Origin of the sequence: Paraburkholderia sp. PGU19, from assembly GCF_013426915.1 — a bacterium.
Lineage (GTDB): Bacteria > Pseudomonadota > Gammaproteobacteria > Burkholderiales > Burkholderiaceae > Paraburkholderia.
Map to the genome: position 1 here is coordinate 1,334,146 of NZ_AP023182.1, position 23,529 is coordinate 1,357,674.

The following is a 23,529-nucleotide window of genomic DNA, read 5'->3' on the forward strand; positions in this document are numbered from 1 at the left end:
GAGACATGACCGAGCCTACTGACTTTCAGCCAGTCACATTAAGCCATGCAGCGATCTGGGCGCTCGAGCGCCTTTCGCAACCACGCTACGGGCGCGACACGCCAGCCCTGAGCTGGTCCGTCACTCACGAACTGATTCGTGCCGGGTTTGTTGCCGTCTCCGAAAACGGTCGGGGGGCCACGACGCTCACCCAGGCGGGACGCAGTTTTCTGCTTGGCCGGACGCAAATCTGACGCTCTTGTTGCTGCTGGCGGCCGCCAGGACTGCCACCTGGACGCACGCGCCCGCCTGTCGATTGAGCCCCGTGACATCAATTACTGTAGCGAAAGCGAACAATCCATTATAATTTGATTAACATGTTCCAACCTTCGCTGCCACCATGGAATCGAAAAGCGCCCGACTGACAGTCCTGATTGACCCCGTAAAAAAAGAAGCGTTCGAGAAACTCTGCGCCGCACAGGACCTGACACCGTCTCAGGTTGTGCGGCAGCTTATCAGAGACTACCTCGAGCAGCACGGCGTGACCTGGAAAACGCGGAGCACCATCGGCTCACGTACGCGGCGATGACAGTTCTTAGGCACGACGCGTAACGAAGCCCAGGATCACCCTGCACGCCCTGACGTCTTCCACCATCCGTGTTGCCCACAGCGAACTGGTAACCAGCCTGTGCGTAGATACTGAAATTCGGCGAAAGCAACGCGTGACTCCGCCGGCAAGTCCCATCCGGGTTGCTTCTTCGCGCACAGGAGTCTGGTCGCTCCCAAACTGCGTGTTCGGCGGCCGCCCAATCGTGCCATAGATTGACGCGGCCATAGGGCTGCCATACCCGGTCGCTGACGGTTTCGATGGTCCATTGCCGCACAATCCAATCCGTCCCGTCGTCCTCGAAGCCGCCCCGAGATTGACCTGCCCGAGTCCATCGCTTTTCGCGTCGAAGCTTGTATGGCGTCAGATTACCTGCAGTTGAGGTTTCCAGCATGAAGCGCGGACCGAACGGCAATGGCACGGCAGGACGGACTGTTTTTGTCCGCCGTGTGAGTTTCTCGCCTTGAGGCGTTCAAGCCGCGATTTCTGTCATTCCCATAAGCGGAAGCGTACATAGTTTCCTGTCCTTTTCTTATACGCTGTGGGCTCAAACGCATGTTCGTTGGAGCGATTACTACTGCACAAAGGCCCTTGGGGCAATCGAACGCATACCTTCCGACGGGCTTGATGTACTCAAAGAATTCTACTCGTTGCATCACCAATGTTTAGCGACCAATAGAGACTGGAGGAAAGGACGATGGAAAGCTTACCCTATCCAATTCCGTACCAAGTTTTTGGCGTCTCTCGACCATCGGATTCCAGTCTGTTTATTGACTATGTCGCGGGGAGCATAGAGCAACGACGCGCGAACATCATAAGTCTCATTTTGCACGGCACAGACGCGGCGTTGAAGGGATGGTGCGCGTTCGGACATCTTTCAGATTGCGACGTTTTTGAGATCGAGTGTCTTCCAGATCAGGCGTCTGCAGAAGAAGCCGTGCGATTTTGGCGAGCATATTTCGCATCTTTGGGCGAGGAAATCGTTTCGGCGAAGCACATGTTTGACGACGCTTAACTTATTTGAACTCTGATTCTTGTGACATTGGTCCGTTCGCGTCGCCCGGATATCTCGCGTTGACAGGCACGCCTTCGCATCCCCGGGGACTCGAAAACTCGCATCACCGCATCATCGGATTCTCATGGGGACGCGCGGGCAATCTCTATCCGCTCGTCATGCATCGCCGTGGCGAGACGGTAAAGGTGCAAAGCCGTTACGCGCTCGCCGTGGATGATGGCAATGCCTACCTCGCGGCCGGATTGGCCGGCCTCGGCATCCCGTGGCTGCCGCGCGATATGTCAGAAGCTCATCTGAGAATGGGCGAACTCGTCGCGCTGTTCGAGGACTGGCAGCTCGCGTCATTGCAAATCGCGAGTATTGAAGGACGGCGGACGGATGCTAATCCCCCTTCCAATCATCCGGAACGCGACGGCGACAATGGCCGGTTTCAACGCCAATGGACGCCCCATCACAGGTTTTCTTTCTCAGGCTCTGTCATGGAAGAGGCGTTGCCATCACCTTCGCCACGGTCGCCAGTGGTCCTTAAGCCCGTCAAGCCGGTTCGAAGCCGAACTTGAGGATATGTCGAAGACGTCTACTCGTTTCATTCGCATCGTGTTGCTGCCATCCCTTGGCATCACACGCCCTTGCTTCGGAAGTGATCAACACGCTTACTCCCAGCATTCGGTGGGGCGTTCATGGCACCTGGAATGGCGTTTATAAAGACTCTGTCCGGACTGTCTTTCCCGCGAATGGAATGACCTGGATCAACGATGCGGACCGGCTGTTTATAACCTTGGATCTTGCGCGCTGGAATTGCTCGAACTCGCCCGGCTTAAGCCGGCGAACGGCCGTACGTCGACCATCCCATGCTCTGCAATCTCCAGAAGATGCACAGGAATCAACCTGCAAATTTTTGATCCGACGACGCCGGTGCCACATACCACTGCTCCCTCGGGACGACCTTCGATTCCTCAGGATCGCCCTCGTAGGCAGGGGTCATGATCTGCACGCCGTACTCGTTGAAGACATCGAGGATGTGCCGATGCAGGTCCGCATTGATCCTGGCGATCATATGCGGGTCACGAATGTGGACGTTGAGTTCGTAAGTGACCGAAAAATCGCCCAGCTTGATCAGCAGGATGAACGGTTGCGGTTCCCTGAGCACCCCCGAGGTCCCCTCTGCAGCCTGGCGCAGCATCGCCTCCACCTGTCGCCAGGGGGTCTCGTAGCCTATTCCAACCGTTGTATGGAGAATCAATCCTAGGGTGTCGGCCATGGAACTGAAATTTGTTACGTCGCCGTTCAGGATCTGTGAATTGGGAATCGTGACTTCTTCATTCTTGATTGTCCGCAGATGCGTCACCTGGAGGCGAACGGCGATCACCTGGCCTGTCACATCCCCCACCGTCACGCGATCGCCCACCTTGAACACTCTTCGATAAGTCATCATGTAGCCAGCAATGAGGTTGGAAATCGCTGTTGAGGAGCCGAGAGAGATCACCAGGCCGATGAAGATGGAAATTCCTTTGAAAGCGGCGGACTCGGAGCCAGGAATGTACGGGTACGCGACGATCAGCGCAAAGGCCATGATCAGAACTCGCACAAGCTTGTAGGTAGGGATGGCCCATTCCGGCTCGAATTGGGCAAAGGTGACCCGCCGCTGCTCCACCGCGTCGAAAAAGCGTCGGATCCGGCCTAACACGAACTGGGACAGATAGTAGATGATGGCCAAAACAAGGATGTCGGGGATCGTGGCGCCCACGGAGTTCCCAATATGCTCGACCGCACCCGCAGCAAGGTTAAACAAGCCGTTGGACATGGAGCGGGTCCAGGGAAAGAGCGCGAGTACGTAATGCAAGTAGGCATACGCTGACGCAATGATGGTCGCGACTCCAGTCGCACGCACTAGACCATGAAATACCCTCCAGATCGTTTCAGAACGGAGGATCTCGAAAGACTGGATGCCGACGGCGTGGACCCGACCCGTAAGAACTTTGGAGAGTGCCTTGTCGATCCACCTGTTGAGCACGAGCAGAACTGCGATCACCAGCATCATGAGGACTGTGGCTCCAGCCGCATAGAGGCCGGACCTGACCAGGGCTTCGCTTCTACGGGACTGCCGATACTCGTCAATGGCCTGATGGATTCGCATCACGTGCAATGTGGCGAGATGGTCGCGGCTCGTGTGCTCCAACTGGGCATCCGCTTCGCTCACGATCATCAGCGTGGCTTGCCCGGCCATGATCATCGTGACATTCTCGACAACTTCGGCGTTCAATCCGTCGCTCGGGAATGAAGGGTCGGCCGCCACCTTCTCGATTCTTCCTTTGATTGCCTCGGCGCGCACCACTGCGGGAAACGACGAGACCCCTCGCACTATGAACAGAAGTTGACCGTCGATTTCAACGGGCGCCGTATCCAGAGCCGACTCGAGGATGGGGGACGTTTCCGCCCGCCCTCTTCACTTGCAGCCTGAAGCGGAGCAATCAGCATCATTGCAACCATTGCCACGATGGGAAATCTGAAAGCCATTGTTCCCTCCGCTACCAACAACGCTGTCATAGCCTGTCGTTGACTCAGAGGCTACTCGCGGACCTGCGGGCTCGCTTGATGTGCATCAACGGTTTTGTCCCTCGATCCCGCCCGAGACACCCGGTTCGACCGGGTCTGATTCATCCCGCGAATCTCCTTGCGCGTTCGCCGCTTCAATCGGCTCCTGCAGTGAAACTCCCGCGCGCGAAATTTGAATCGCCGTTGCCTCGACGAAGTGGACCCTTACACTGACACCAATGTTGAGCCTGTTCAAAAGACCTTCGGATGACGTTTCCAGCGTTACCGTTCTGGTGGGACCGCGCAAGGTCAGCTGAGGCTTTTCGTGGATGATCCGTTCATCGATCGCCACCGCCTGGACTCTGAGCACAGCGACGATCCTAGCGACTGGGCGGTGCTGAATCCACTGTCTACCCGTTCACGAATTCCATTCGACGAACTCTATCCCGCGCGAATCAGAAGCACACGGCGGTATGTAATGGAGACTTCATCACCTGGTTTTAGCGTGCTTACCTCCCCTACAGACCGATCCACTTGCACGTCGACCGGCTCGCCGCTCTCCCGAAGAAGAGAGAAGCTATTTCGCTCTGCATCAATCCCGAAGACGATGGCCTTCGTCCGGACCACACTGGCCCCCTGAAAATTGCCTTGATTGTGCCGGGTCGGTTGGCGCCCGCTCTTGTCCTTAGGCGTCGAACGCTGCTCCGATCCCCATCGATAGTGCTGCTATGCCGATGAAGCTTCTAGCCAGCCATTGGATGCTCATGGAAAATTCTCCCAATACGTAGATCAGAGCAGAGCTCATGCGAACCGCCGACATCATGCTGTCCGTTTGCCTGCCGATTTACGGCACCCTCGAATGGCTGTCATTGCTCATTTGCCCCTGTTCGATGTCGATTCCCGATGTCATCATCGGTGTGGTGCTCTCCGATGGACCGCCCAGCCCCTGTGTGTCAGGAATCCTGGCCAGCGCCCTATCTTCGTCGAACATGTGCTCGCGCATAATTGCAGCATCCAGCAACTCGAGTTCGTGGCGCAACGCCTCATGACGCGATACGGGCAGCGTTTTCATCAAGTTCTTTTGCATACTGCCCGCGCCGCATTGCCGTATTTCCCTGATGCTGAGGTGCACGTAGTCGCGCCATTGGGGTGTGCGAAAAAGAACTCGCTCATGCCCGGCGCTCATCCCTAACCGTCCGATCGGCTAGAGATCGCTTACCGACGACGCGTAATAGCCTGTGCAACTGATCGATAGCCAGCACGGCCGTCGTGGGGTCATTGATCGCAGCCGACAATGCCTTCAGGGCGATATCGACCTCGATCCTGAATGCGAACATCGGATCCTGCTCCATCGTTCTTTCCGTACCGAGCGCAACGAGTTTCTGTAACCGGTGCTCGTCAGTTTCATCGATTGCGACGCTTCCACCGGACAGGTAAAAGAGTGGCTCGTCGGTAGCGATGAAATCGCCCACCTGAACTGCGAACTCAATGAGGCAATCGAGACGCTGGGCCTCCCGAGCCAAACCGTGCAGGTTCGCGGCAAGGACAACGCCGGAGCGTCCCTGGTAAGGGATCACTCGCCGGCTCTGCGCGCCGCCCTTTGGCGCACGGTCACCGTTTGCCCTCGAGCCCGGCTCTTGTCTAGCCGGACACTCACCTGTTTGGGAGCCTGAGGCCCCTTGTCGTTGGCGTTCATCGAACGCATACGGATCGATGTGGCGAATGACGGCGAATCCTTGATCAGCGACTCGCCCTATCAGGCTGACTGGCCGCAGCAGGCGCGCCGAGTAATCGATCAGCAGAATGAATGCGACCAGCGAAGCAAGCCCGATGATCGATGCGAGCAACACCTGAAGTTGAGGCACAATAGCGGATTGACCCAGTTCCGCCATGGTCCTGTGCGTCCAGAGTAACGAAAATACAAACAGTCCCACGATCCATCGGATAACGTTGTCGCGCAGCAGCGTTGTGGCGATGATGCGCGGTGTGTACTGTCCGCCTGCCACCTGAATGGCAACCAGCAAGGAACCGAAACTGAACACCAGACAGGAGAGGTTCAGCGTGAAGATCCGATCGAGAATCGAATGTGCCTCGTCGGCATTGACGGCAAGGAATCCATGCTGCAAATCGTACGCATGATACGTGGTCAACCAGGCACCCACGTACTCGGCAATGCGCTTCAAGGCAATGCCGGCGATCACCGCAAGAATGGGCACGATCCACAGTGAGGACCGGACATAGCTGATGACGCTGTATCTTCGGTTCCAGGCCATGCAAGTCTCCCTCGCCAGTTTCGACACGGAAACGTCGAGCGCCCGATGCACTTTCGTTCAACGGTTCATGCCGGCCTGGTGGCGTCCGGCAACGGCCCTTTTCCTGCGTCCTCCACGGTGACGACCGTTGTGTCGGTGCCTTGCAAGAATGCTTCGACTACGTCGCTCTCGGTTACGCGCCGCCCAAAATCTCCGACTCGCTCCTCAAGACCCTCTGCCCGCAGAATGTCGCGCGCATCCGCGTGGGCCGCCACGATCCGCAGACGCATTCCCCCTTTCGCAAGATCCGCTTGCAGTGCCGCCAGCATCCGTGCGCCCGCAATGTCGACTGCTGGAGAACTGGACAGGTCGCAGATCACCAGCTTGACGGGAACTGCGCTCGACCGGATGTGCTTCCATACTGTCGCCCGGACATGTTCGGTGTTGAAGTAGAGCAGCGACGCCTCCACGCGAAACATCAGCACGCCTGGCACGGCCTCGTTGTCGGGGTGACGTTCGACATCCGAATATAGCCGCGTGCCGGGAATGCGTCCTAGCATCGCTACGTGCGGATGCGCGGCGCGCCTGATGAGCAGCAGCATCGATGCGAGAACCGCGAATATCACGCCCTTCAGGATGCCGAACTGCAACACCGCGGCGAATGCGAGCATCGATACGAGAAACTCATAGCGACTCACGCGCCATACATGACGCAATTCGCGAATGTCCACGAGTCCCTTGACCGCCACGAGCACGATCGCGGCAAGTACCACGTTGGGCAGATTGGTAAGCAGTCCCGTGAGGAACAGCAGACACAACCCGATTGCGATCGAAGCGAACACAAGCGAAAGCGGCGTCTTTGCGCCCGCCTTGTCGTTGACGGACGACTGCGACAAACCGCCCGCCACCGGATACCCCTGGAAGAAACCGGCCGCAAGATTGGCCGCACCCAATCCCAGCAGTTCCTGACGCGGATCGATTTCATAGCCGTTCTTTTGTGCAATCGCCCGCGCGGCGGAAACGCTTTCGACATACGATAGCAACAGGCATGCAAACGCCAACGGAATGATGCCATCGACATCGCGCACGCGCAGCGCTGGAAAATGGAATTCGGGCAAGCCGGTCGGCAAGGTACCGACGATCTTGAATCCCATCTCGCGAAGCGGCGTCACCGTCAGCAGCACGATCGACAACACCACAACGAACAGCGCAACGGGACGACCGGGAAGAAATTTTTCGCCCAATAGCAGAAGTGCGAGCGCAGCGATACCGAAGATCAGTACGACGAGTTGCGTATCGGGAAGCTGCCCGACGAGAATCGTGACGCGCTCGAAGAACTGCTCGCCGCCTCCCTTGACGCCGAACAGCTTGGGCATTTGGGTCAACGCGATGGTCAGCGCGGCCCCCGCTTTAAAGCCGAGTAGTATCGTTTCGCTGATGAAGTTCACAAGCGAGCTCAATCGAAAAATCCACGCTACCAGACACATCACCGCGATAAGCACTGCGGTCAGGGCTGCTATAGAAGCGAATCTCGCTGGGTCTCCGCCTGCCATGTCGGCGACGGTCACTCCCACGAGCATCGAGATTGCGGAAGTGGGACCGATGGCCAGTTGACGCGACGATCCGAATACCGCATAGAACAGACCGCCCACCAGGTAACAGTAGATGCCGTATTGCGGCGGCAGCCCTGCCAGCGTCGCGTAGGCGAGCGACACGGGTATGCCGTAGGCTGCGAGCGTCACACCGGCAACTGCATCGGCGGAAAGCCAGCGCCATTGATAGGTCGATAGCCATTGTGCCGGCGGAAATATCTCGCGCCAGCCTGTAGCGGGTGCCTCAATTCCGGTAGTGGCGCCGGAGACTTGCTGGTTAGCCATTTAACCCTCCTCCCGGTCGGTTCATCCGAAGGTTCAACCGTGCCGGCCGGCCCGTTTTCGAGCCCGCAATCGCGCGAGACATCAACCGCCCGTAGCGGTTCGCATGCTGGGCCACGTCAATGATACGGTGATGCCGCCGCGCCTCGGAACATTGACGCTTCGCGAGCGCTCGAGTCCGTTCAGCTTTGCGACGAGCCGGTAACGTCCCGGTGGAACTTGCGCGTAGAGATACGGACCATCCGAAATGGCTGTGAAGATCAAACGGCCATCGATGGTCAATATGCGCACGTCCACATCCGAGACGAATTCGCCGCCATTCGCGGTGAAGCGCGCGCGCATGCTGTAGCCGGCCGCTACGGCGCGCATCGCGGCTGCTTCCTCGACGCCCACGCCGCCCGTTACATACGCGATGCCCAGACTGCGAGCGACGGTCGGACCTCCCGCTCCGGAGGAAAGCGGCACATCCGTTCCCATACCGCTGCATGCCGGGCTCATACCCATGCTCATCGGCATGCCGCCGTCATAGCCCATCATTGAATGATGGCTGCCCATGCTGCCTGATAAGTTGACGCCCTGTTCCTTCGCGCGCGAAACAAGCAGCTCGTGCCATTGTTGTGCGATTGCCTGGCGTTCCGCATGAGTCTGCGCCTCGCGCATTTTCGTACAGAACCCGGTACGCTCAGAGGGCGTAGTCAGGTCGGCCGACGTAACATTGCGAGTAGGCTGCGTCAATCCTTCAAGCGGAGCGACGATAGCAAGACACAGTAGTGAGCCCACTATGGTCTTGTGCAGCACGGAAAATAACGTGCACATGAAATGCCTCCACCAATCTCTTTCCAGCACCCGATTCGTCGGAACGACGCATCCATGCCTCTGTGCCAGGGCGTTAGCGCATCGCTACTCGACTGTCGTCGCCTGGATCCGGCCTTCGCGAATCGCCTGAATGAACGCCCGATAGTCACGCCGGTTTTGAGAGCTGTACTCGGTCGCAAATTCGGTGATCGCGTCATCGAAGGTTTGGCCCGAACCCATGTAGCCTGCGATCATTGCTGCATCCCCCGACCGCGCGTGAGCGCGTGCGAGCGCATGCGCACACATGCGCGCGTACTGCCTGAGCAAGCCCGCATCCAGCGATTCAATGATCACCGACATCTTCAGGTCGCGCAGCTGGCGAATATAGAAGTCGCGCCTGCCTGATCCGCGGGTCCAGCCGAGAAACACATCGCTGGCCGACTGCATGATGCGCTGGCCGGCAATCACGCGCTCCCCATGATTCGCGTGCAGGCTCTTGCCCGCGTATGGTTCGAGCACCGACGTCCGCGCCTCCTTGACCTGCAGGAACAGCGGGTCGTTGTCCGAGGCCATGAAAAGACCGACACCGCACACTGTGCCGACGCTACCCACGCCGACCACCTTCAACGCGAGATCGACGAATTCATACCTGTCGAACAGCACCCGCACATGCTCCGCGAGGCTCTCACGATATGAAGCGATCGCTTCCGCGTAACCCGACTGAAGACCCGGGGCAATCTCTTCCGTGGGATGGAAGATAAGCGGTGGCTCGTCCTTGATATGTGGCCGCCCGCCTTCTTCCGATACCAGTTTCGGATAGAAATGATCGGGCACTGTCTTGCGGCGCTCGATTTCGATCCGCTGTGCGATGCGCTTGCGGACCGCTTCGATGACAGCGGGATCGCCTGAACGATCCTGGTACTTCTGCAGGTCGATTTTGTCATACCAGACGTCTAGCGCACGCATGGACGAGTAGTCGTGCATGCGCTCGCGGTATTCGCGCACGAGTTCCGTCGTCACGCGGGTTGCGTCGCTGTACTGCAATTCCAGATGCTGCGCTGCGATCACCACGCTGGTTGCAAGGCGTTTCACATCCCACTCGAACGGCGCCGGAAGCGTTTCATCGAGGTCGTTGATATCGAAGATCACATTGCGCTCGGGCGTCGCGAAGCCGCCGAAGTTCATCAGGTGAGCGTCACCGCATGCCTGCACACGCAATCCGCTCGTCGACGTCACGGCGAGGTCGGCCGCCATGATAATGGCGGCGCCGCGAAAGAACGCAAACGGAGACGCCGACATTCGTCCGAAGCGTATCGGTACGAGGCTGGCGAGCCGGCCTTCGTTGGACATCTCGAGAAGCTCCAGCGGATCCTGACGTCGTTCAGGAGTCTTCCATCCGGCCTGGGATGACCTGGGCACTGCATCACGTACCTGACGCCCTTGAGCCGCCCTTTCATCGGGCGTTCGATACGAAACAGGCGCTGCGTGTGCGTTGCGCGTTGCCTTGTGTGAAACGGCGTTGTCCATCACATCGCTCCTAAACGCAATCAAGCCTTGCCACATCCGTATACGTTTTACGATACCCACGCGACGACCGGTCGAATTGATTCAGGTCAATGCTCCGAGGGCATGGAGATTCACCATGAGCGGGAGTTTCCTGGTGATGGCTTCAGCGTTGAATGAATTCCGTCGGTATCAAATCGGACTCGGCCGGGATCAACCATGTCAGATGAGTGTCGATTCCCGGCGCAGTCATGCGCAGGACCAGTTAGCGGCGCACCGTGTTCATTTCACACACGCAATTGGCGCACAGCGTTCGTCGCGACTTACCTTTTGCTGACCGTCATGCAGGTATCGGCCCAGGAACTCGAGCCACGCGCGTATTCGCCCGCACCGGTGGGTACCAACTTTATTGGACTCACGTATGCCCGGCTGGGTGAACAGGTACTCGTCGATCCGTCGCTTCCTATCAGCGATGTCCACGCCAACATCAATTCTGCATCCGTTGGATACGTGCACGTATTCAACCTTGCAGGGCATGCCGCGTCGCTTGGACTGATTGCGCCTTTCATTAGCGGTGACATCTCCGGCAACGTCTTCGATGCACCGAATCAGGTGCACCGCGCCGGCCTGGGAGATCTTCGCTTCAGGCTTTCGATCGATCTTCTGGGCGGGCCCGCGTTGACACCGGAACAATTCGCGCTCCGCACACCGGACACCGGACACGATCGTCGGCACGAGTCTGACCCTCATTGCGCCAACCGGACAGTATGAATCCGCGCATCTCGTCAATGTGGGAAGCAACCGATGAGCGTTCAAACCCGAAGTCGGCGTGTCGAAGCCACTGGGCAACTGGTTCGCAGAAGCAACAGCTGGCGTCTGGATCTTCACGGACAACACGTCGTTTCTCGGTAGCAAGCGACGCAGTCAGGCGCCGCCAGGCGTGCTCCAGTTGCACGGCTGATACATGTTCCGCACCGGTCTGTGGCTGGCTGCCGACGCGGGCTCCTATACCGGCGGTGCGGTCAGCCAAAATCGCCGTGTCAAATGGCTTCATGGTCCGCGCGGGAGGAAACTGCAAGTCCGTCTCACTGACGTTGCAGTATCGATGGTTTAACCGATAAGGCATCCGTACGATTTTTTAACCGAGAGGCACAGATCATCCTTTGACCAAAATCAACTGAAAGGCTTTAACCGTTTCTATGCTGGGTATGCGTGGAGAGTCCGTCTGTCGAGCGCGAATAACCGCGAGATTCAGACGAACCGGCGCATTCTGGTCCGCGGCACACGACTACCGACTGCTCTATCCGTTGAACGGCATGGATCTCGTCGCGGATCGCAAACAGGTGAAGGAGAGGTTACATGTCTGATTCAGTATCTCAACCTGCATCCGGCTCGAAAACGGGTCCGGCTATCAATTCCTCTACCGCTCCCAAGTTGCATCTCGGCGCGCTGACCTCACTGGTAGTGGGCTCGATGATCGGAGGCGGCATCTTCTCACTACCGTAAAACATAGCGGCCAGCGCCAGTGCGGGAGCGGTGCTGATCGGGTGGGCGATTACCGCCGTGGGCATGCTGACGCTGGCCTTCGTGTTCCAGACGCTCGCGAACCGCAAGCCCGATCTCGACGGCGGCGTCTATATCTATGCGAAGCAAGGCCTCGGCGACTATATGGGCTTCTCTTCGGCGTGGGGCTATTGGATCAGTGCGTGGCTCGGAAACGTCGGCTACTTCGTCCTGCTGTTCGGCACTTTCGGCTATTTCTTCCCGGTGTTCGGCGAAGGCAATACACCCGTCGCGATTGCGTGCGCCTCCGTGTTGCTGTGGGGCGTTCATTTCCTCGTGCTACAGGGCATCAAGGAAGCGGCATTCGTGAACATGGTCACGACCATCGCCAAGGTCGTGCCGATCGTTCTGTTTATCGTGATCTGCGCATTTGCATTCAACGCGCACTTTTTCACCAACGACTTCTTCGGCTTGAACGCGCCGAAACTCGGGAGCGTCGCCAATCAGGTTCGAGGCTCCATGCTGGTGACAGTCTGGGTTTTCATCGGTATCGAAGGTGCAAGCATCTTCTCCGCACGCGCGGAAAAACGGACGGACGTCCGCAAGGCGACGATCATGGGATTCGTCGGCGTACTGCTCGTTCTCGTACTCGTCAACGTGCTGTCGCTCGGAATCATGGCACGACCTGAACTTGCCGCGCTGCAAAACCCGTCGATGGCGGGGGTGCTCGAACATGTTGTGGGTCACTGGGGGGCCATTCTGATCAGTGTCGGTCTCGTCATTTCGCTGCTGGGCGCCCTGCTCTCGTGGGTGTTGCTGTGCGCGGAGATCATCTTCTCGGCTGCGCGGGACAACACGATGCCGAGCTTCGTGCGCAAGGAGAATTCAAAGAAGGTTCCAGCCAATGCGCTCTGGCTCACCAATGGTCTGACACAGGCATTCCTGCTGATCACGCTGCTCGCCAAAGGAACTTACCTCTCGCTGATTTATCTGGCGACCTCGATGATTCTGTTGCCGTACTTCTGGTCGGCAGCTTATGCGTTGCTCGTTGCATGGCGTCGCGACACTTACGAGCACGAGCCCGCTCAGCGAAACAAGGACCTTCTGATTGCAGCCATCGCCGTGATCTATGCCGTGTGGCTGCTCTATGCGGGCGGACTCAAGTACGTGTTGTTGTCAGCGCTGTTATACGCACCTGGCGCCCTGCTGTTTGCCAAAGCGAAGCACGAAACCGGGCAACGCGTGTTTACGGTGGTGGAAAAACTCATCTTTGCGGCGGTCGTGGTAGGCGCGCTGGTTGCCGCATTCGGGCTTTACAAAGGTTTCCTCACGCTCTGACTACGGGAGACACATGATGACTACGGAAACCATGAAGTATGGTGTTCATTCGGAAGCGGGCAAGCTGCACAAGGTGATGGTCTGCTCACCCGGACTTGCCCATCAGCGACTGACGCCACGCAATTGCGACGAGCTGCTCTTCGATGACGTGATCTGGCTCAGCCAGGCCAAACGTGATCACTGCGACTTTGTCACGAAGATGCGCGAGCGCGGCGTCGAAGTATTGGAAATGCACAATCTGCTGACCGAGACGGTACATATCCCTGAAGCACTTGCATGGATTCTGGATCGCAAGATCCGCCCGGATACCGTCGGCGTTGGGCTCGCCAACGAAGTGCGCGCATGGATGGAGAGTCTGGAACCTTGCAGGCTGGCCGAGTTTCTGATCGGCGGCGTCGTGGAAGAGAATATACCCGATACCGACGAGTCCAACGCGCTGAAGATGTATCGGCAGTACCTGGGCTACTCTGGCTTCGTGTTGCCGCCGTTACCCAACACGCTATTCACGCGCGACACGACCTGCTGGATCTATGGCGGCGTGAGCCTCAACCCGATGTACTGGCCCGCCCGCCGGCAGGAGACCTTGCCGACCACGGCGATCTACAAGTTCCACCCTGACTTCGCGCACAAGGAATTCGAAGTCTGGTACGGCGATCCCGACCGCGAGCACGGCATGGCCACGCTCGAAGGCGGCGACGTCATGCCGATCGGCAAGGGACTGCTGCTCATCGGGATGGGTGAACGCACGTCGCGGCAAGCCATCGGGGAGCTGGCGCAGAACCTGTTCGCGAAGGGGACTGTCGAGCGGATCATCGTGGCCGGATTGCCGAAAGTCTCGCGCCGCGATGCATCTGGATACGGTATTCACCTTCTGCGACCGGGACCTGGTCACCGTATTCCCCGAAGTGGTCAACGAGATCGTAGCGTTCTCGCTGCGGCCCGGCGATTCGGAAGCGACGAAAATCAGCATTCGCCGCGAAGACAAGCCGCTCGTGGAGGTCGTGGGCGATGCTCTGGGACTCGCGACATTGCGTGTCGTCGAGACGGGCGGCAATAGCTTTGCCGCCGAACGCGAGCAGTGGGACGACGGCAACAATGTGGTCTGCATCGAGCCCGGCGTGGTCATCGGCTATGACCGCAACACGTACACCAACACGTTGCTGCGCAAGGCCGGCGTCGAAGTGATCACGATCACGGCAAGCGAGTTGGGCCGCGGCCGGGGCGGCGGGCATTGCATGACTTGCCCGATCGTCCGCGACGGTATCGACTATTGAGTGACTCGCGCTGTCCCTGCGGCGGCGCTTCACTTTACAGCGCCTGCATCGCCGCGTCGATGTCGAGTCCGCCGGGTAACAATTCACTGCGTGGGAACCTGACCATTACGAATGAACGAATGACGGCCGGCTTGCCCGGAATGCGCGCAAAGTGAAACTCGATATCTGTCCCGGCACGACTGTCAGGGGCTTGTACGACGTTCATCGAGTCGATCCGCACGTGTCTGCTTTTCACGTGCAGATGATCTGCCGGTTTGAGGAACACGTTGCACACACACTCCAGTTCGAGTTCGAGCGAGTCTTCCGGCACCCGTAGCTTTGCAAGCGCACGCGAATTCTTTTCCATCTCCGCCTGGATGCGAACCAGGTCGTCCGCTGCGGCGATGGCGGGCTCGCCGACAACGTCGCGCAAGCCCGTGCCCTGGCTTTCGAGCAAGGCGACGCGTTCTTCGATGAGCGCCCTCGACCGCTTTGCCAGATCGCGCCGGTTTGCCCCGAGACTTTCGAAGCCCGCCAGTGCCAGCTGATCGATGAGCCGGCGCCCGATCTCCGCACGTAATGACGCTTCCGAATCGCTGCAGATTCTGACGCGATGGTCGCTGAAACATAGTGTGGTTTGTGGCACGTCGTGACGAATAGAATCGCCTTCGAGTGCAACACCCAATATGTGCCGCTCGGTCATCGCCATACCCAGAACGGCATACGCTTCTGCCGGGGCCGCGTCTCGTGCGAACAGGTCGCGTAGTGCCTCTGAGCGGCTAAATGCTTGAGAGAGGTCGCGGGGCGTGGCGAAGAACGCGCGAATCACAGCGTCGAACGACCACGCTTCGGCGTTGGCGTCGCGCACCGGCGGCAAAGACGCGACGAGATCGTCCGTGTAGCTCAGCGCCGTGGTGAGCGAATGCGCAAGCCGCTCTTCGTGATCTCGTGCGCGCTTCAATTTTGGATTCATCGCGAGCACGCGCGCGACTGCCTCGCCGATCCTGTTCTCCGTGTCGGCGTCCGTGCGCCTGCGCCGGCGCATAAGCAATCCATTGAACAAGCCCATCTTTCGCGCTCCGAGTGGCCTAAGCTTGCCATTCCGGCGGCATCCGTGCGCTCGACCTGCGGCCCTGCAGGGTATCGCGCTGGAGTCGCTATTGCGTTGCATCCGCCGATTTGCTGTTCCCATGGACGGCGTGATTGACCGCCCGGGATGGCAGCCGCGGATAGGTGGTGATGGAAGAAAAAGACCCGCCAGGCATCGCCTTCGCGAGGGGTCCAGCTGCGTAACTGGCGGGATTCCAAAGTCAGCAACAACACCAGACAGCCGGGAGGTGAAACAGAACGGCCACTGGCGAACCTACGATAGGAGGAAAAAGACGTATCCCATTTGATTTGCATCAACGCGAACTGGAGATCGCCGGACAATATGAGCGAGCAGTGAAATAGCTCCGTCGATGTCCGTTGCTGCAGGACGGACATTCCGCGAGATTGACCCGCCTTCAACGGCGGACGATCGCATCGATCGGGAATCTGCTCTGGCCGCAAAATCCGCCGTCAGGTTTGTTTCCAAACCAGGCGAAACCGTTGAGTTGCCGCACGCGCTCGCGTATGCCCAGCAGGCCAAATGAGTCGGGCTTGCGGCCGGATGCCAGATCGGCACCGCGTCCGTTATCCTCGATACGGACTTCACACTCGCTATTGTCGAGTTCGATGGTGACGACGACTTCCGTCGCACTCGCATGACGCGCCACGTTCGACAGCGCCTCCTGCACGATGCGAAAGATCGCGGTCGCAGCCGTATCGCTGAACTCGAGTTCGCCCGCCGACAGACGGGTGTTGACCTTGATCCCGTAGCGCCGGCTGAACTCATCGGCCAGCCACTCTACGGCGGGCAGCAATCCCAGATCGTCCAGCATGGTGGGACGCAGACCCGACGCGATGCGCCGGACCGCGCTCATCGTCTCGTCGGTCTGTGTGACCAACCCGCGCGCCTTCGCGGCCGTTTCCGAGGTGTCATGGCCAGCTTCGACTTCCTGCTGCAGGATGATCGCGCTCATTTTCAACGCGGTCAGCTTCTGACCGAGGTCGTCGTGCAGTTCTCTGGCGATTCTCTTCTGTTCCTCTTCCCGCGCCCGTTCAGTCGCCGCGGCAAGTTCGCCGACATGTTCGAGCTGCTCCAGCCGTTTATGCTCAGTCAAATCACGCGTCACCTTGGTGAAGCCCTGAAGCGCTCCCTTATCGTCGCGAATGGGAGTGATGATGGCGTCTGCCCAGAAACGCGAGCCATCGCTCCTGACACGCCATCCTTCGGCTTCCGAACGCCCCCGTGTGGACGCTGTCTCGAGCATGCGTTCGGGCAAACCCGCCGCCCGTGCTTCTGGCGGATAGAAGACGGAAAAGTGGCGGCCGATAATGTCGCTGGCGGAATAGCCCTTGATTCGCTGCGCGCCCGTATTCCAGGAAGCGACCTCCCCTGTAGGACTCGACATAAAGATCGCGTAGTCTTCGACGCTGTCGATCATCGCCTGTAAGCGCTGCTCGCTTCTGCGAAGTTTTGCCTCGATCAGATGACGCTGCGAAAAATCGTGCGTGACGGCCGCAAACCCGGCAAGATCCCCCTGCTCACGTCGTTGCGCGATGACCAGTACGCTGGCCCAGAAGCGGGTTCCGTCCTTGCGCACATGCCAGCCCTCATAGTAGGCTCGCCCGGTCGCCGCCGCTCTCGCCAGAATGTCCGACGGGACGGGCACATCCGGGGGAACCTTGGGATAAAGTACCGAAAACGGCTTGCCGAGGATTTCACCCGCCCCGTAGCCGGTAATGTGTTCGGCCGCAGCATTCCACGTCTCGACCTGACCGTGTGTGTCGAGCGTAAAGATGGCGAATTCGCCGTCGATATCAATGGCAAAATGATAGCGGTGTTCCCCGGCCGCATTGCCCTCGGGGTCCGCCTTTTCGTCATTACCACCTGGGGCGCTCGTGCCGCTCACAGCCGCCTCCCGTCATCAACACGATGTCCTATTCTCTGGCCGGCCAGCATAAACCGGTCGGCTGCCGGTCAGCACAGCAGGCGTCCTGTCACAGCACAGGGTCGCCCAGTTCCGGATACTCGGCAGCGAGAACGTCGAAAACCCTCGCGGAGCGCGCAGGCAGATTATGTGCGAGACGTCGCTGCAGGTACTCGTCCGATCTGAGCCATGAATAGGCTCGGCTGACGTCGTCGACGGTCGGCTTGATGCGCATGATCTTCACCACAACGTCGTCTTCGAAAGGCCCGATGATCTTACGGATTTCATTGGCCGTCGCCGCTTCCGGCGCTTCGGTCACGGATGTTGCGTTCATCATTTGCTCTCCTTGGCGGCCCGCAGTGAGTGCAGGAATCAGGCAGGACCGGCACCGAAGCAATTCCGCTCACCTGCCATTGCGTCGAATCTACCTCTGTGCGGACCGTAGCAATTGACCTTGCGCTACCATGCGCAATGCTCCCGATGCGCATCTCGCTTGCGTCCGCGCTGCCGTTCGTGATCGACTCGCCGGGTAAGCGTTGTGCAGCCTACATCCCTGTAATCACCGCCGGAAACTCGAGGTGACTATTCACCTCCTTCACACCGGATACGTTTTCCGCAGCCACGCGAATGGCTTTGCCCTCTTCACCACTTCTGATGACACCCCAAAGGTGCACGACGCCGCCCTTGACTAGGATACTTTCGCGCGGCAACGACCAACGTGTGTTTTTTAGGGCAAGCACGATGGTGTCGCGGATTGCCTGATCATCGGCTGCGGCTATCTCGTTCGGCTCGGCAATGATGCTGGCGAGCGCGCGGATCAAATTCGCGCGGCTCACGAGACCTGTGACCTTGCCGTCCTTCACCACGGGCACGCGTTTGATTCGATGCCGTTCGAGCAGCTCCGCGATCTCGGCAACGGGCGTATCTTCGGCGACGACAACGACACGCGTCGTCATCAGGTCGCTCACCTTGTGCGAGTGCTCTCTGACGTACTCGCTCGCCAGTTCGCGAGTCGACGCCAGAAATTCCAGCCACCAGGCGCGCTTGCCCACGCCAGTGCCGATCTCGGCGCGGTGCAGCAAATCGCCTTCCGTAATCATGCCGACCAGTTCGCCTTTGTCGTCGACGACAGGCATGCCGCTAATGTGCTGTTTAGCCAGCATCCTCGCGGCTTCCTGAACCGTCGTCTCAGGGTGTGCGAACACGACCGACGTGGTCATGACATCCATTGCGCGCATCCTTGATTCCTCCATGATGGTCGCGTGAACGGCTGGCAGTCCGACCCCCGGCCCTTGATGAACCTTCAACGCATAAACCAATCTTCGACCAGGGCGGCCGCTTCGAATTGATCGAGATCAAGCGAGTTCGGATATCGAAGACTTTCGTGCGGTCTTGACGGACGTCAATTGCAAAAGGCAGCCCGCGTGCCTAATAGAGACAGCCGACACCGCAACCTCAGTGGAAGGCTTCTTCCAACCTCCGGCACGAATCCGGATTGCGGCGGCCCGGCCGTACGTTCTGTTTTCGCTACCCGTTCCTCAGCATATGAATCGTCGTTTTATGAAACGTCATCAACAGCGAGAATGCGCATCCGTTGAGTTCGAGCAGGACGTTAAGCCGGACCGTGTCCAGCGTGCCGTCGATGACTCCAGCACAACCGGACGCGCTTCGCGCGTGCGCGGCTTGATGGAAAGTCCAACCTATCTTCAGGCGGACGAGGATCTGGCATTCCTGAGACGGCCCGAGATGTGCGGCGTCCGGCTGCAACTCGACTACTGGAAAACGGAGGAATCGCTGCAGCGCCATGCGATCGACCATACGATCGTGGTGTACGGCAGCACCCGCATTCCCTCGCCCTCTGTCGCGCGTCAGCAAATCCGGCACGCCCGGCGCCTGCAAGAAGAAGGCGGTGATACGCACGGCCATCACGCGCTGCAAGCGGCGAAGGCTCAACTTCAACGAAGCCGCTACTATGACATCGCGCGCGAATTGGGCCGTATAGCAGGTTCTGCACGATGCGGCGGTGTCCTGTCATCCCTTGCGCTGGTGACGGGCGGCGGTCCGGGGATTATGGAAGCTGCGAATCGGGGGCTTACGATTCCGGCGCGCCGAGTATCGGCCTGAATATTTCCTTACCGCGCGAACAGGAGCCCAATCCCTATCTCACACCCGAACTCTGCTTCAAGCTGCATTACTTCGCCATCCGCAAGCTCCATCTGCTGGAACGAGCGCGCGCGGCTGTATTCTTTCCCGGCGGATTCGGCACGTGTGATGAACTATTCGAAGTCTTGACCCTGCTGCAAACGCAGAAAATCAAGCCATTGCCTGTCGTGCTTGTCGGAGAGTCATATTGGAGGCGCGCAATCGACTTCGACTTCATGATCACCGAGGGAACCATCTCGCAAGATGACATGCGGCTGTTTGTCTTCCGAGAGACGGCTGAATCCGTATGGGAAGCGATTGTCCATTGGCACGACACGCATGACACGCAGCCATGACCGCACGCCAGCGTCAGACATTGTCCCCTAAGAAAATTCCGATAGCTCTGCGCCACATCCCTAATCCATCTTCATCCCGCGCTGATAGCCGTTCTGCTCGCGACCATCGATACTGCAATCATGGATTCCGAGTCTTTTCAGGTGCGCCGGAACCGAGGCAACGTGCGCCCTGAGCCTGGCCTGTTGGGAGCGCGATCATGACATCCTCCGCCGCCGTTTCCTATGCGTGTGCTGAACATCGTCGTGAGCGCACCGGCAACGCTGCCTGCGAAAGCACGACGAAGCCCGACGCGTCCGTGCTGTCCAACGACACGATCCTCGCGATTGCACGGCGCGCAGGCATGCTTGTGATGCTCGATGCACGGATCGGACGTGAAACCTATCAGAGCGTGACGGGCTCGCTGTCGTCGCTTCATCGTTTCGTAGCGGATCTGCACGACCTGATTCTCGACGGCTCGGCGCAATAACCCCCGCCCGGCCGACGTGAGACGTGCACGCCCCCGCTGAGTGAGCACGCCTGTCGCGACATCGCTCGCGGACCGAGTGCGCCCCATGCAGCGTGCATGGGTCTGCTCGCCATTGATGTATGTCAACGACTCGCGGATCGCGGGCGCCAAGCTCTGTAGTTGTCTATAGCGACAGGTGTTCACGATGCAGACGGCTGAAACCGACGAAGTGCGATCCACCCCAACGCTTCTCGAACGCGTCTGGCGTTCCTCTCGCGGCGTACTGCATCAGTCGTCCGCAGGTGGGGACACGTTGGCGGTCTGCGCTCAGCTGTCGACCGAGGAAGCGTTGGCGCGGATGCACAGCGCTACATGCGGGCTCTCCGACGAAGAAGCGGAACGGCGCCTGCGTCTCTCGGGTCCCAACCGGGTCGTCCACGAGACGCGCCACACGCTCATCGGCGAACTCGCCAACCGAACGCTGAATCCGCTCAATCTGCTGCTCCTGGTGCTTGCCACGGCATCCTATCTGCTTGGTGATCCGCGGGCCGCGATCATGATCGGCGTGATGGTTCTTCTTAGCACGTCGCTCAGCTTCGTGCAGGAGCATCGATCGAACAAGGCCGCGGATACGCTGCGCAAAATGGTGCGCACGACGGCGACCGTCGTGCGCCGAAACGGGCAGGATGATCCGACCCATGTCGACATTCCCATCGAACAGATCGTGCCGGGCGATATCGTTCTGCTATCCGCTGGCGACATGGTGCCCGCCGATCTTCGATTGCTTTCCGCACGCGACCTGTTCGTCAATCAATCGGCGCTGACGGGTGAAGCCATGCCATGCGAAAAGAATGTGCACACGAGCACTGCGCCCGTCGATTCGCAATTTGATCTGACGAATATCTGTTTCATGGGCAGCGCCATCATCAGCGGCGTGGGCTGCGGGGTCGTGGTGTCGACCGGCAAGACGACGATCTTCGGCGGGATCGCCGATATGGTCGCGGCGCAGCGCGTGCAAACCAGCTTCGACAAGGGCGTCGCCCGGTTCACGTGGCTGATGATCCGTTTCATTCTGGTGATGGTTCCCCTCGTCTTCGTGATCAATGGCCTGACGAAGGGAAGCTGGTTCGAAGCCGTTCTTTTCGCGGTTGCCGTGGGCGTCGGGCTCACGCCCGAGATGTTGCCGATGATCGTCACCGTCAACCTGGCGAAAGGCGCGATCGACATGTCGCGCAAACGGGTGATCGTAAAGCGTTTGAATGCGATTCAGAATTTCGGTGCGCTCGACGTGTTATGCACCGACAAGACGGGAACCCTGACGCAAGACCGGATCATTCTAAAGCGTCACCTCGATATTCACGGCAATGAGTCGGAGCGCGTGCTCGAATATGCCTATCTGAACAGCGCACACCAGTCGGGACTGAAAAACCTGCTCGACGTCGCAGTGTTGAAGCACGTCGAACTCCATGAGCAGCTCAAAGCCCATGAGAGCTTCACGAAGATCGACGAGATGCCCTTCGACTTCGAGCGCCGCCGCATGTCGGTTGTTCTCGCGAGGAACGATGGCGCGCATATCATGATCTCGAAGGGCGCCGTCGAGGAAATCTTCTCGGTCAGCACGCGCTACGCAATCGACGGCGATACAGGCGCGCTCGACGAAAGCCACTACGCTGCAACCAAAGAGATCACCGATGCACTCAACTCGGACGGTTTTCGCGTCGTCGCAGTCGCGTACAAGGAGATGCCTCCCGACCAGACCGCCTACTCGGTCGCCGACGAGCGTGAGTTGACCCTGCTCGGATTCATCGCGTTTCTCGATCCGCCCAAAGAAACTGCGGCGGCCGCGCTTGCTGCACTGAAGAAGAGCGGCGTGCAGGTGAAGATTCTGACCGGCGACAACGACAGGGTCACCCGAAAGATCTGTCACGACGTGGGAATCGAAGTAGACCGGATCGTGCTCGGAAAGGAGCTTGAGGCACTGACGCCCTTCGAACTCGCAGATCTGGCGGAAAAGGAGTGCGTGTTCGCCAAAGTCTCTCCTTCGCAAAAGGCATCCATCGTCAACGCCTTGCATAGCAAGGGCCATGTCGTCGGATTCCTGGGGGACGGCATCAACGACGGACCTGCGCTCAAGGCATCGGACGTAGGGGTGTCCGTCGATAGTGCCGTCGACATTGCGAAAGATTCGGCCGACATCATCCTGCTCGAGAAAAGCCTTGCCGTGCTCGGCGAGGGCGTTCTCGAAGGCCGCAAAGTATTCGGCAACATCACCAAGTACATCAAGATGGGCGCAAGCTCGAACTTCGGCAATATGTTCAGTGTGCTGGGCGCGAGCATCATCTTGCCATTTCTGCCCATGGCGCCGATCCAGGTTCTCACCAACAACCTGCTTTACGATTTCTCGCAGACCAGCATACCGACCGATAACGTCGATGCCGAATATCTCAGCGTTCCACGCCGGTGGGATCTCGGCAATATCGTGAAGTTCATGCTGCTGATCGGCCCCGTGAGTTCGCTGTTCGACTATGCGACGTTCTTCACGATGCTGAAGATGTTCAACGCCTGGAACAATCCCGCCCTGTTCCAGACCGGCTGGTTCGTCGAATCGCTACTGACGCAGACGCTGATCATCCACATCATTCGCACCGCCAAAGTACCCTTCGTGGAAAGTCGGGCAAGCTCAGCTCTCATTGCGACGAGCGTCGCTGTTGCCGTCGTGGGCATCAGCCTGCCTTTTAGCTCCATCGGCAAGATGCTCGGATTCACACCGTTGCCGTGGACGTATTGGCCCGCCCTGCTCCTGATCCTGCTCAGCTACGCAGCCTTGACGCATCTGACCAAGACGTGGTTTGTCCGACGGTTTGGACTTGGCTGAGGGCATTGATCGACGCCCGGCGCATAGCGTGCGGTGCAGGTT

General features: G+C 58.9%; 18 protein-coding genes and 4 pseudogenes. 11 read left to right on the forward strand and 11 right to left on the reverse strand.

The window, feature by feature from the left end; all coding sequences use genetic code 11:
• Positions 1-5: 5 nt before the first annotated feature.
• The 4 genes and pseudogenes from H1204_RS46500 to H1204_RS46515 form a co-directional block, all read left to right on the forward strand.
• Positions 6-233 (forward strand): hypothetical protein, encoded by a 228-nt coding sequence (locus H1204_RS46500; RefSeq protein WP_180735662.1) that lies wholly within the window; start codon positions 6-8, stop codon positions 231-233.
• Between the two features lie 146 nt (positions 234-379).
• Positions 380-568 carry a ribbon-helix-helix protein, CopG family gene (locus H1204_RS46505; RefSeq protein WP_009770008.1) on the forward strand — a complete coding sequence of 63 codons (189 nt, stop codon included), beginning with the start codon at positions 380-382 and terminating at the stop codon, positions 566-568.
• A gap of 715 nt (positions 569-1,283) precedes the next feature.
• Entirely contained in the window at positions 1,284-1,601 is a 318-nt protein-coding gene (locus H1204_RS46510) for a hypothetical protein (RefSeq protein ID WP_180735663.1), read from the forward strand.
• A gap of 26 nt (positions 1,602-1,627) precedes the next feature.
• Positions 1,628-1,954: pseudogene (locus H1204_RS46515) on the forward strand (LysR substrate-binding domain-containing protein); the annotation flags it as partial.
• Positions 1,955-2,484: 530 nt separating this feature from the next.
• On the opposite strand, the gene H1204_RS46520 reads toward H1204_RS46515, so the two are convergent.
• From H1204_RS46520 to H1204_RS46545, 7 genes are all read right to left on the reverse strand, one after another.
• The gene (locus tag H1204_RS46520; protein ID WP_243469046.1) at positions 2,485-3,936 is read right to left on the reverse strand and encodes a mechanosensitive ion channel family protein; all 1,452 of its coding nucleotides are present in this window, start codon (positions 3,934-3,936) and stop codon (positions 2,485-2,487) included.
• A gap of 267 nt (positions 3,937-4,203) precedes the next feature.
• A complete protein-coding gene (locus tag H1204_RS46525) occupies positions 4,204-4,488 on the reverse strand; it encodes a hypothetical protein (RefSeq protein WP_180735664.1) in 285 nt (94 codons plus the stop codon).
• Positions 4,489-4,980: 492 nt separating this feature from the next.
• Positions 4,981-5,322, reverse strand: a complete 342-nt coding sequence (locus H1204_RS53160; protein WP_346015787.1) for a hypothetical protein — start codon at positions 5,320-5,322, stop codon at positions 4,981-4,983.
• Positions 5,306-6,409, reverse strand: a complete 1,104-nt coding sequence (locus tag H1204_RS46530) for a DUF2254 family protein (protein ID WP_346015788.1) — start codon at positions 6,407-6,409, stop codon at positions 5,306-5,308. The genes H1204_RS53160 and H1204_RS46530 overlap by 17 nt, the downstream gene beginning before the upstream one ends.
• A 65-nt stretch (positions 6,410-6,474) precedes the next feature.
• Positions 6,475-8,265, reverse strand: coding sequence for a SulP family inorganic anion transporter (locus tag H1204_RS46535; protein ID WP_180735665.1), 1,791 nt, complete (start codon positions 8,263-8,265; stop codon positions 6,475-6,477).
• 81 nt (positions 8,266-8,346) lie between these two features.
• The gene (locus H1204_RS46540) at positions 8,347-9,078 is read right to left on the reverse strand and encodes a hypothetical protein (RefSeq protein ID WP_180735666.1); all 732 of its coding nucleotides are present in this window, start codon (positions 9,076-9,078) and stop codon (positions 8,347-8,349) included.
• An 84-nt stretch (positions 9,079-9,162) separates the two neighbouring features.
• Positions 9,163-10,584: a DUF2252 domain-containing protein gene (locus H1204_RS46545; RefSeq protein ID WP_180735667.1), complete on the reverse strand. Its 1,422-nt coding sequence runs from the start codon at positions 10,582-10,584 to the stop codon at positions 9,163-9,165.
• Between the two features lie 306 nt (positions 10,585-10,890).
• Between H1204_RS46545 and H1204_RS52305 the strand changes: the two genes are divergently transcribed.
• The 4 genes and pseudogenes from H1204_RS52305 to arcA all read left to right on the forward strand — a co-directional run bounded on the left by H1204_RS52305 (position 10,891) and on the right by arcA (position 14,675).
• Positions 10,891-11,331 carry a hypothetical protein gene (locus tag H1204_RS52305; RefSeq protein WP_243469047.1) on the forward strand — a complete coding sequence of 147 codons (441 nt, stop codon included), beginning with the start codon at positions 10,891-10,893 and terminating at the stop codon, positions 11,329-11,331.
• Between the two features lie 58 nt (positions 11,332-11,389).
• A complete protein-coding gene (locus H1204_RS52850; protein ID WP_274608273.1) occupies positions 11,390-11,521 on the forward strand; it encodes a hypothetical protein in 132 nt (43 codons plus the stop codon).
• Between the two features lie 449 nt (positions 11,522-11,970).
• A pseudogene (gene arcD / locus H1204_RS46555) lies at positions 11,971-13,401 on the forward strand (arginine-ornithine antiporter).
• 16 nt (positions 13,402-13,417) lie between these two features.
• Positions 13,418-14,675 (forward strand): annotated as a pseudogene (gene arcA, locus H1204_RS46560) (arginine deiminase).
• A gap of 34 nt (positions 14,676-14,709) precedes the next feature.
• Here arcA and H1204_RS46565 read toward each other — a convergent pair.
• The 4 genes from H1204_RS46565 to H1204_RS46580 all read right to left on the reverse strand — a co-directional run bounded on the left by H1204_RS46565 (position 14,710) and on the right by H1204_RS46580 (position 18,906).
• Positions 14,710-15,723 (reverse strand): hypothetical protein, encoded by a 1,014-nt coding sequence (locus tag H1204_RS46565; RefSeq protein WP_180735668.1) that lies wholly within the window; start codon positions 15,721-15,723, stop codon positions 14,710-14,712.
• Between the two features lie 436 nt (positions 15,724-16,159).
• Positions 16,160-17,650 (reverse strand): PAS domain S-box protein, encoded by a 1,491-nt coding sequence (locus H1204_RS46570; protein ID WP_180735669.1) that lies wholly within the window; start codon positions 17,648-17,650, stop codon positions 16,160-16,162.
• An 88-nt stretch (positions 17,651-17,738) separates the two neighbouring features.
• The gene (locus tag H1204_RS46575) at positions 17,739-18,002 is read right to left on the reverse strand and encodes a hypothetical protein (RefSeq protein WP_180736352.1); all 264 of its coding nucleotides are present in this window, start codon (positions 18,000-18,002) and stop codon (positions 17,739-17,741) included.
• Between the two features lie 211 nt (positions 18,003-18,213).
• The gene (locus tag H1204_RS46580) at positions 18,214-18,906 is read right to left on the reverse strand and encodes a CBS domain-containing protein (RefSeq protein WP_180735670.1); all 693 of its coding nucleotides are present in this window, start codon (positions 18,904-18,906) and stop codon (positions 18,214-18,216) included.
• A gap of 427 nt (positions 18,907-19,333) precedes the next feature.
• Here H1204_RS46580 and H1204_RS46585 point away from each other — a divergent pair.
• The 3 genes and pseudogenes from H1204_RS46585 to mgtA all read left to right on the forward strand — a co-directional run.
• Positions 19,334-20,166, forward strand: a pseudogene (locus H1204_RS46585) (LOG family protein); the annotation flags it as partial.
• A gap of 197 nt (positions 20,167-20,363) precedes the next feature.
• Positions 20,364-20,633 (forward strand): hypothetical protein, encoded by a 270-nt coding sequence (locus H1204_RS46590; protein WP_180735671.1) that lies wholly within the window; start codon positions 20,364-20,366, stop codon positions 20,631-20,633.
• Positions 20,634-20,817: 184 nt separating this feature from the next.
• Positions 20,818-23,487 (forward strand): magnesium-translocating P-type ATPase, encoded by a 2,670-nt coding sequence (gene mgtA / locus H1204_RS46595; protein ID WP_274608274.1) that lies wholly within the window; start codon positions 20,818-20,820, stop codon positions 23,485-23,487.
• The last annotated feature ends 42 nt before the right edge of the window (positions 23,488-23,529 follow it).

What these genes read in the sequence shown, in the direction of transcription:
- H1204_RS46500 (WP_180735662.1), top strand. Translation starts at nt 6, where the DNA reads ATGACCGAGCCTACTGACTTTCAGCCAGTCACATTAAGCCATGCAGCG.
- H1204_RS46505 (WP_009770008.1), top strand. Translation starts at nt 380, where the DNA reads ATGGAATCGAAAAGCGCCCGACTGACAGTCCTGATTGACCCCGTAAAA.
- H1204_RS46510 (WP_180735663.1), top strand. Translation starts at nt 1,284, where the DNA reads ATGGAAAGCTTACCCTATCCAATTCCGTACCAAGTTTTTGGCGTCTCT.
- H1204_RS53160 (WP_346015787.1), bottom strand. Translation starts at nt 5,322, where the DNA reads ATGAGCGCCGGGCATGAGCGAGTTCTTTTTCGCACACCCCAATGGCGC.
- H1204_RS46530 (WP_346015788.1), bottom strand. Translation starts at nt 6,409, where the DNA reads ATGGCCTGGAACCGAAGATACAGCGTCATCAGCTATGTCCGGTCCTCA.
- H1204_RS46535 (WP_180735665.1), bottom strand. Translation starts at nt 8,265, where the DNA reads ATGGCTAACCAGCAAGTCTCCGGCGCCACTACCGGAATTGAGGCACCC.
- H1204_RS46540 (WP_180735666.1), bottom strand. Translation starts at nt 9,078, where the DNA reads ATGTGCACGTTATTTTCCGTGCTGCACAAGACCATAGTGGGCTCACTA.
- H1204_RS46545 (WP_180735667.1), bottom strand. Translation starts at nt 10,584, where the DNA reads ATGGACAACGCCGTTTCACACAAGGCAACGCGCAACGCACACGCAGCG.
- H1204_RS46565 (WP_180735668.1), bottom strand. Translation starts at nt 15,723, where the DNA reads ATGGGCTTGTTCAATGGATTGCTTATGCGCCGGCGCAGGCGCACGGAC.
- H1204_RS46575 (WP_180736352.1), bottom strand. Translation starts at nt 18,002, where the DNA reads ATGAACGCAACATCCGTGACCGAAGCGCCGGAAGCGGCGACGGCCAAT.
- H1204_RS46580 (WP_180735670.1), bottom strand. Translation starts at nt 18,906, where the DNA reads ATGCGCGCAATGGATGTCATGACCACGTCGGTCGTGTTCGCACACCCT.
- H1204_RS46590 (WP_180735671.1), top strand. Translation starts at nt 20,364, where the DNA reads ATGACATCCTCCGCCGCCGTTTCCTATGCGTGTGCTGAACATCGTCGT.
- mgtA (WP_274608274.1), top strand. Translation starts at nt 20,818, where the DNA reads ATGCAGACGGCTGAAACCGACGAAGTGCGATCCACCCCAACGCTTCTC.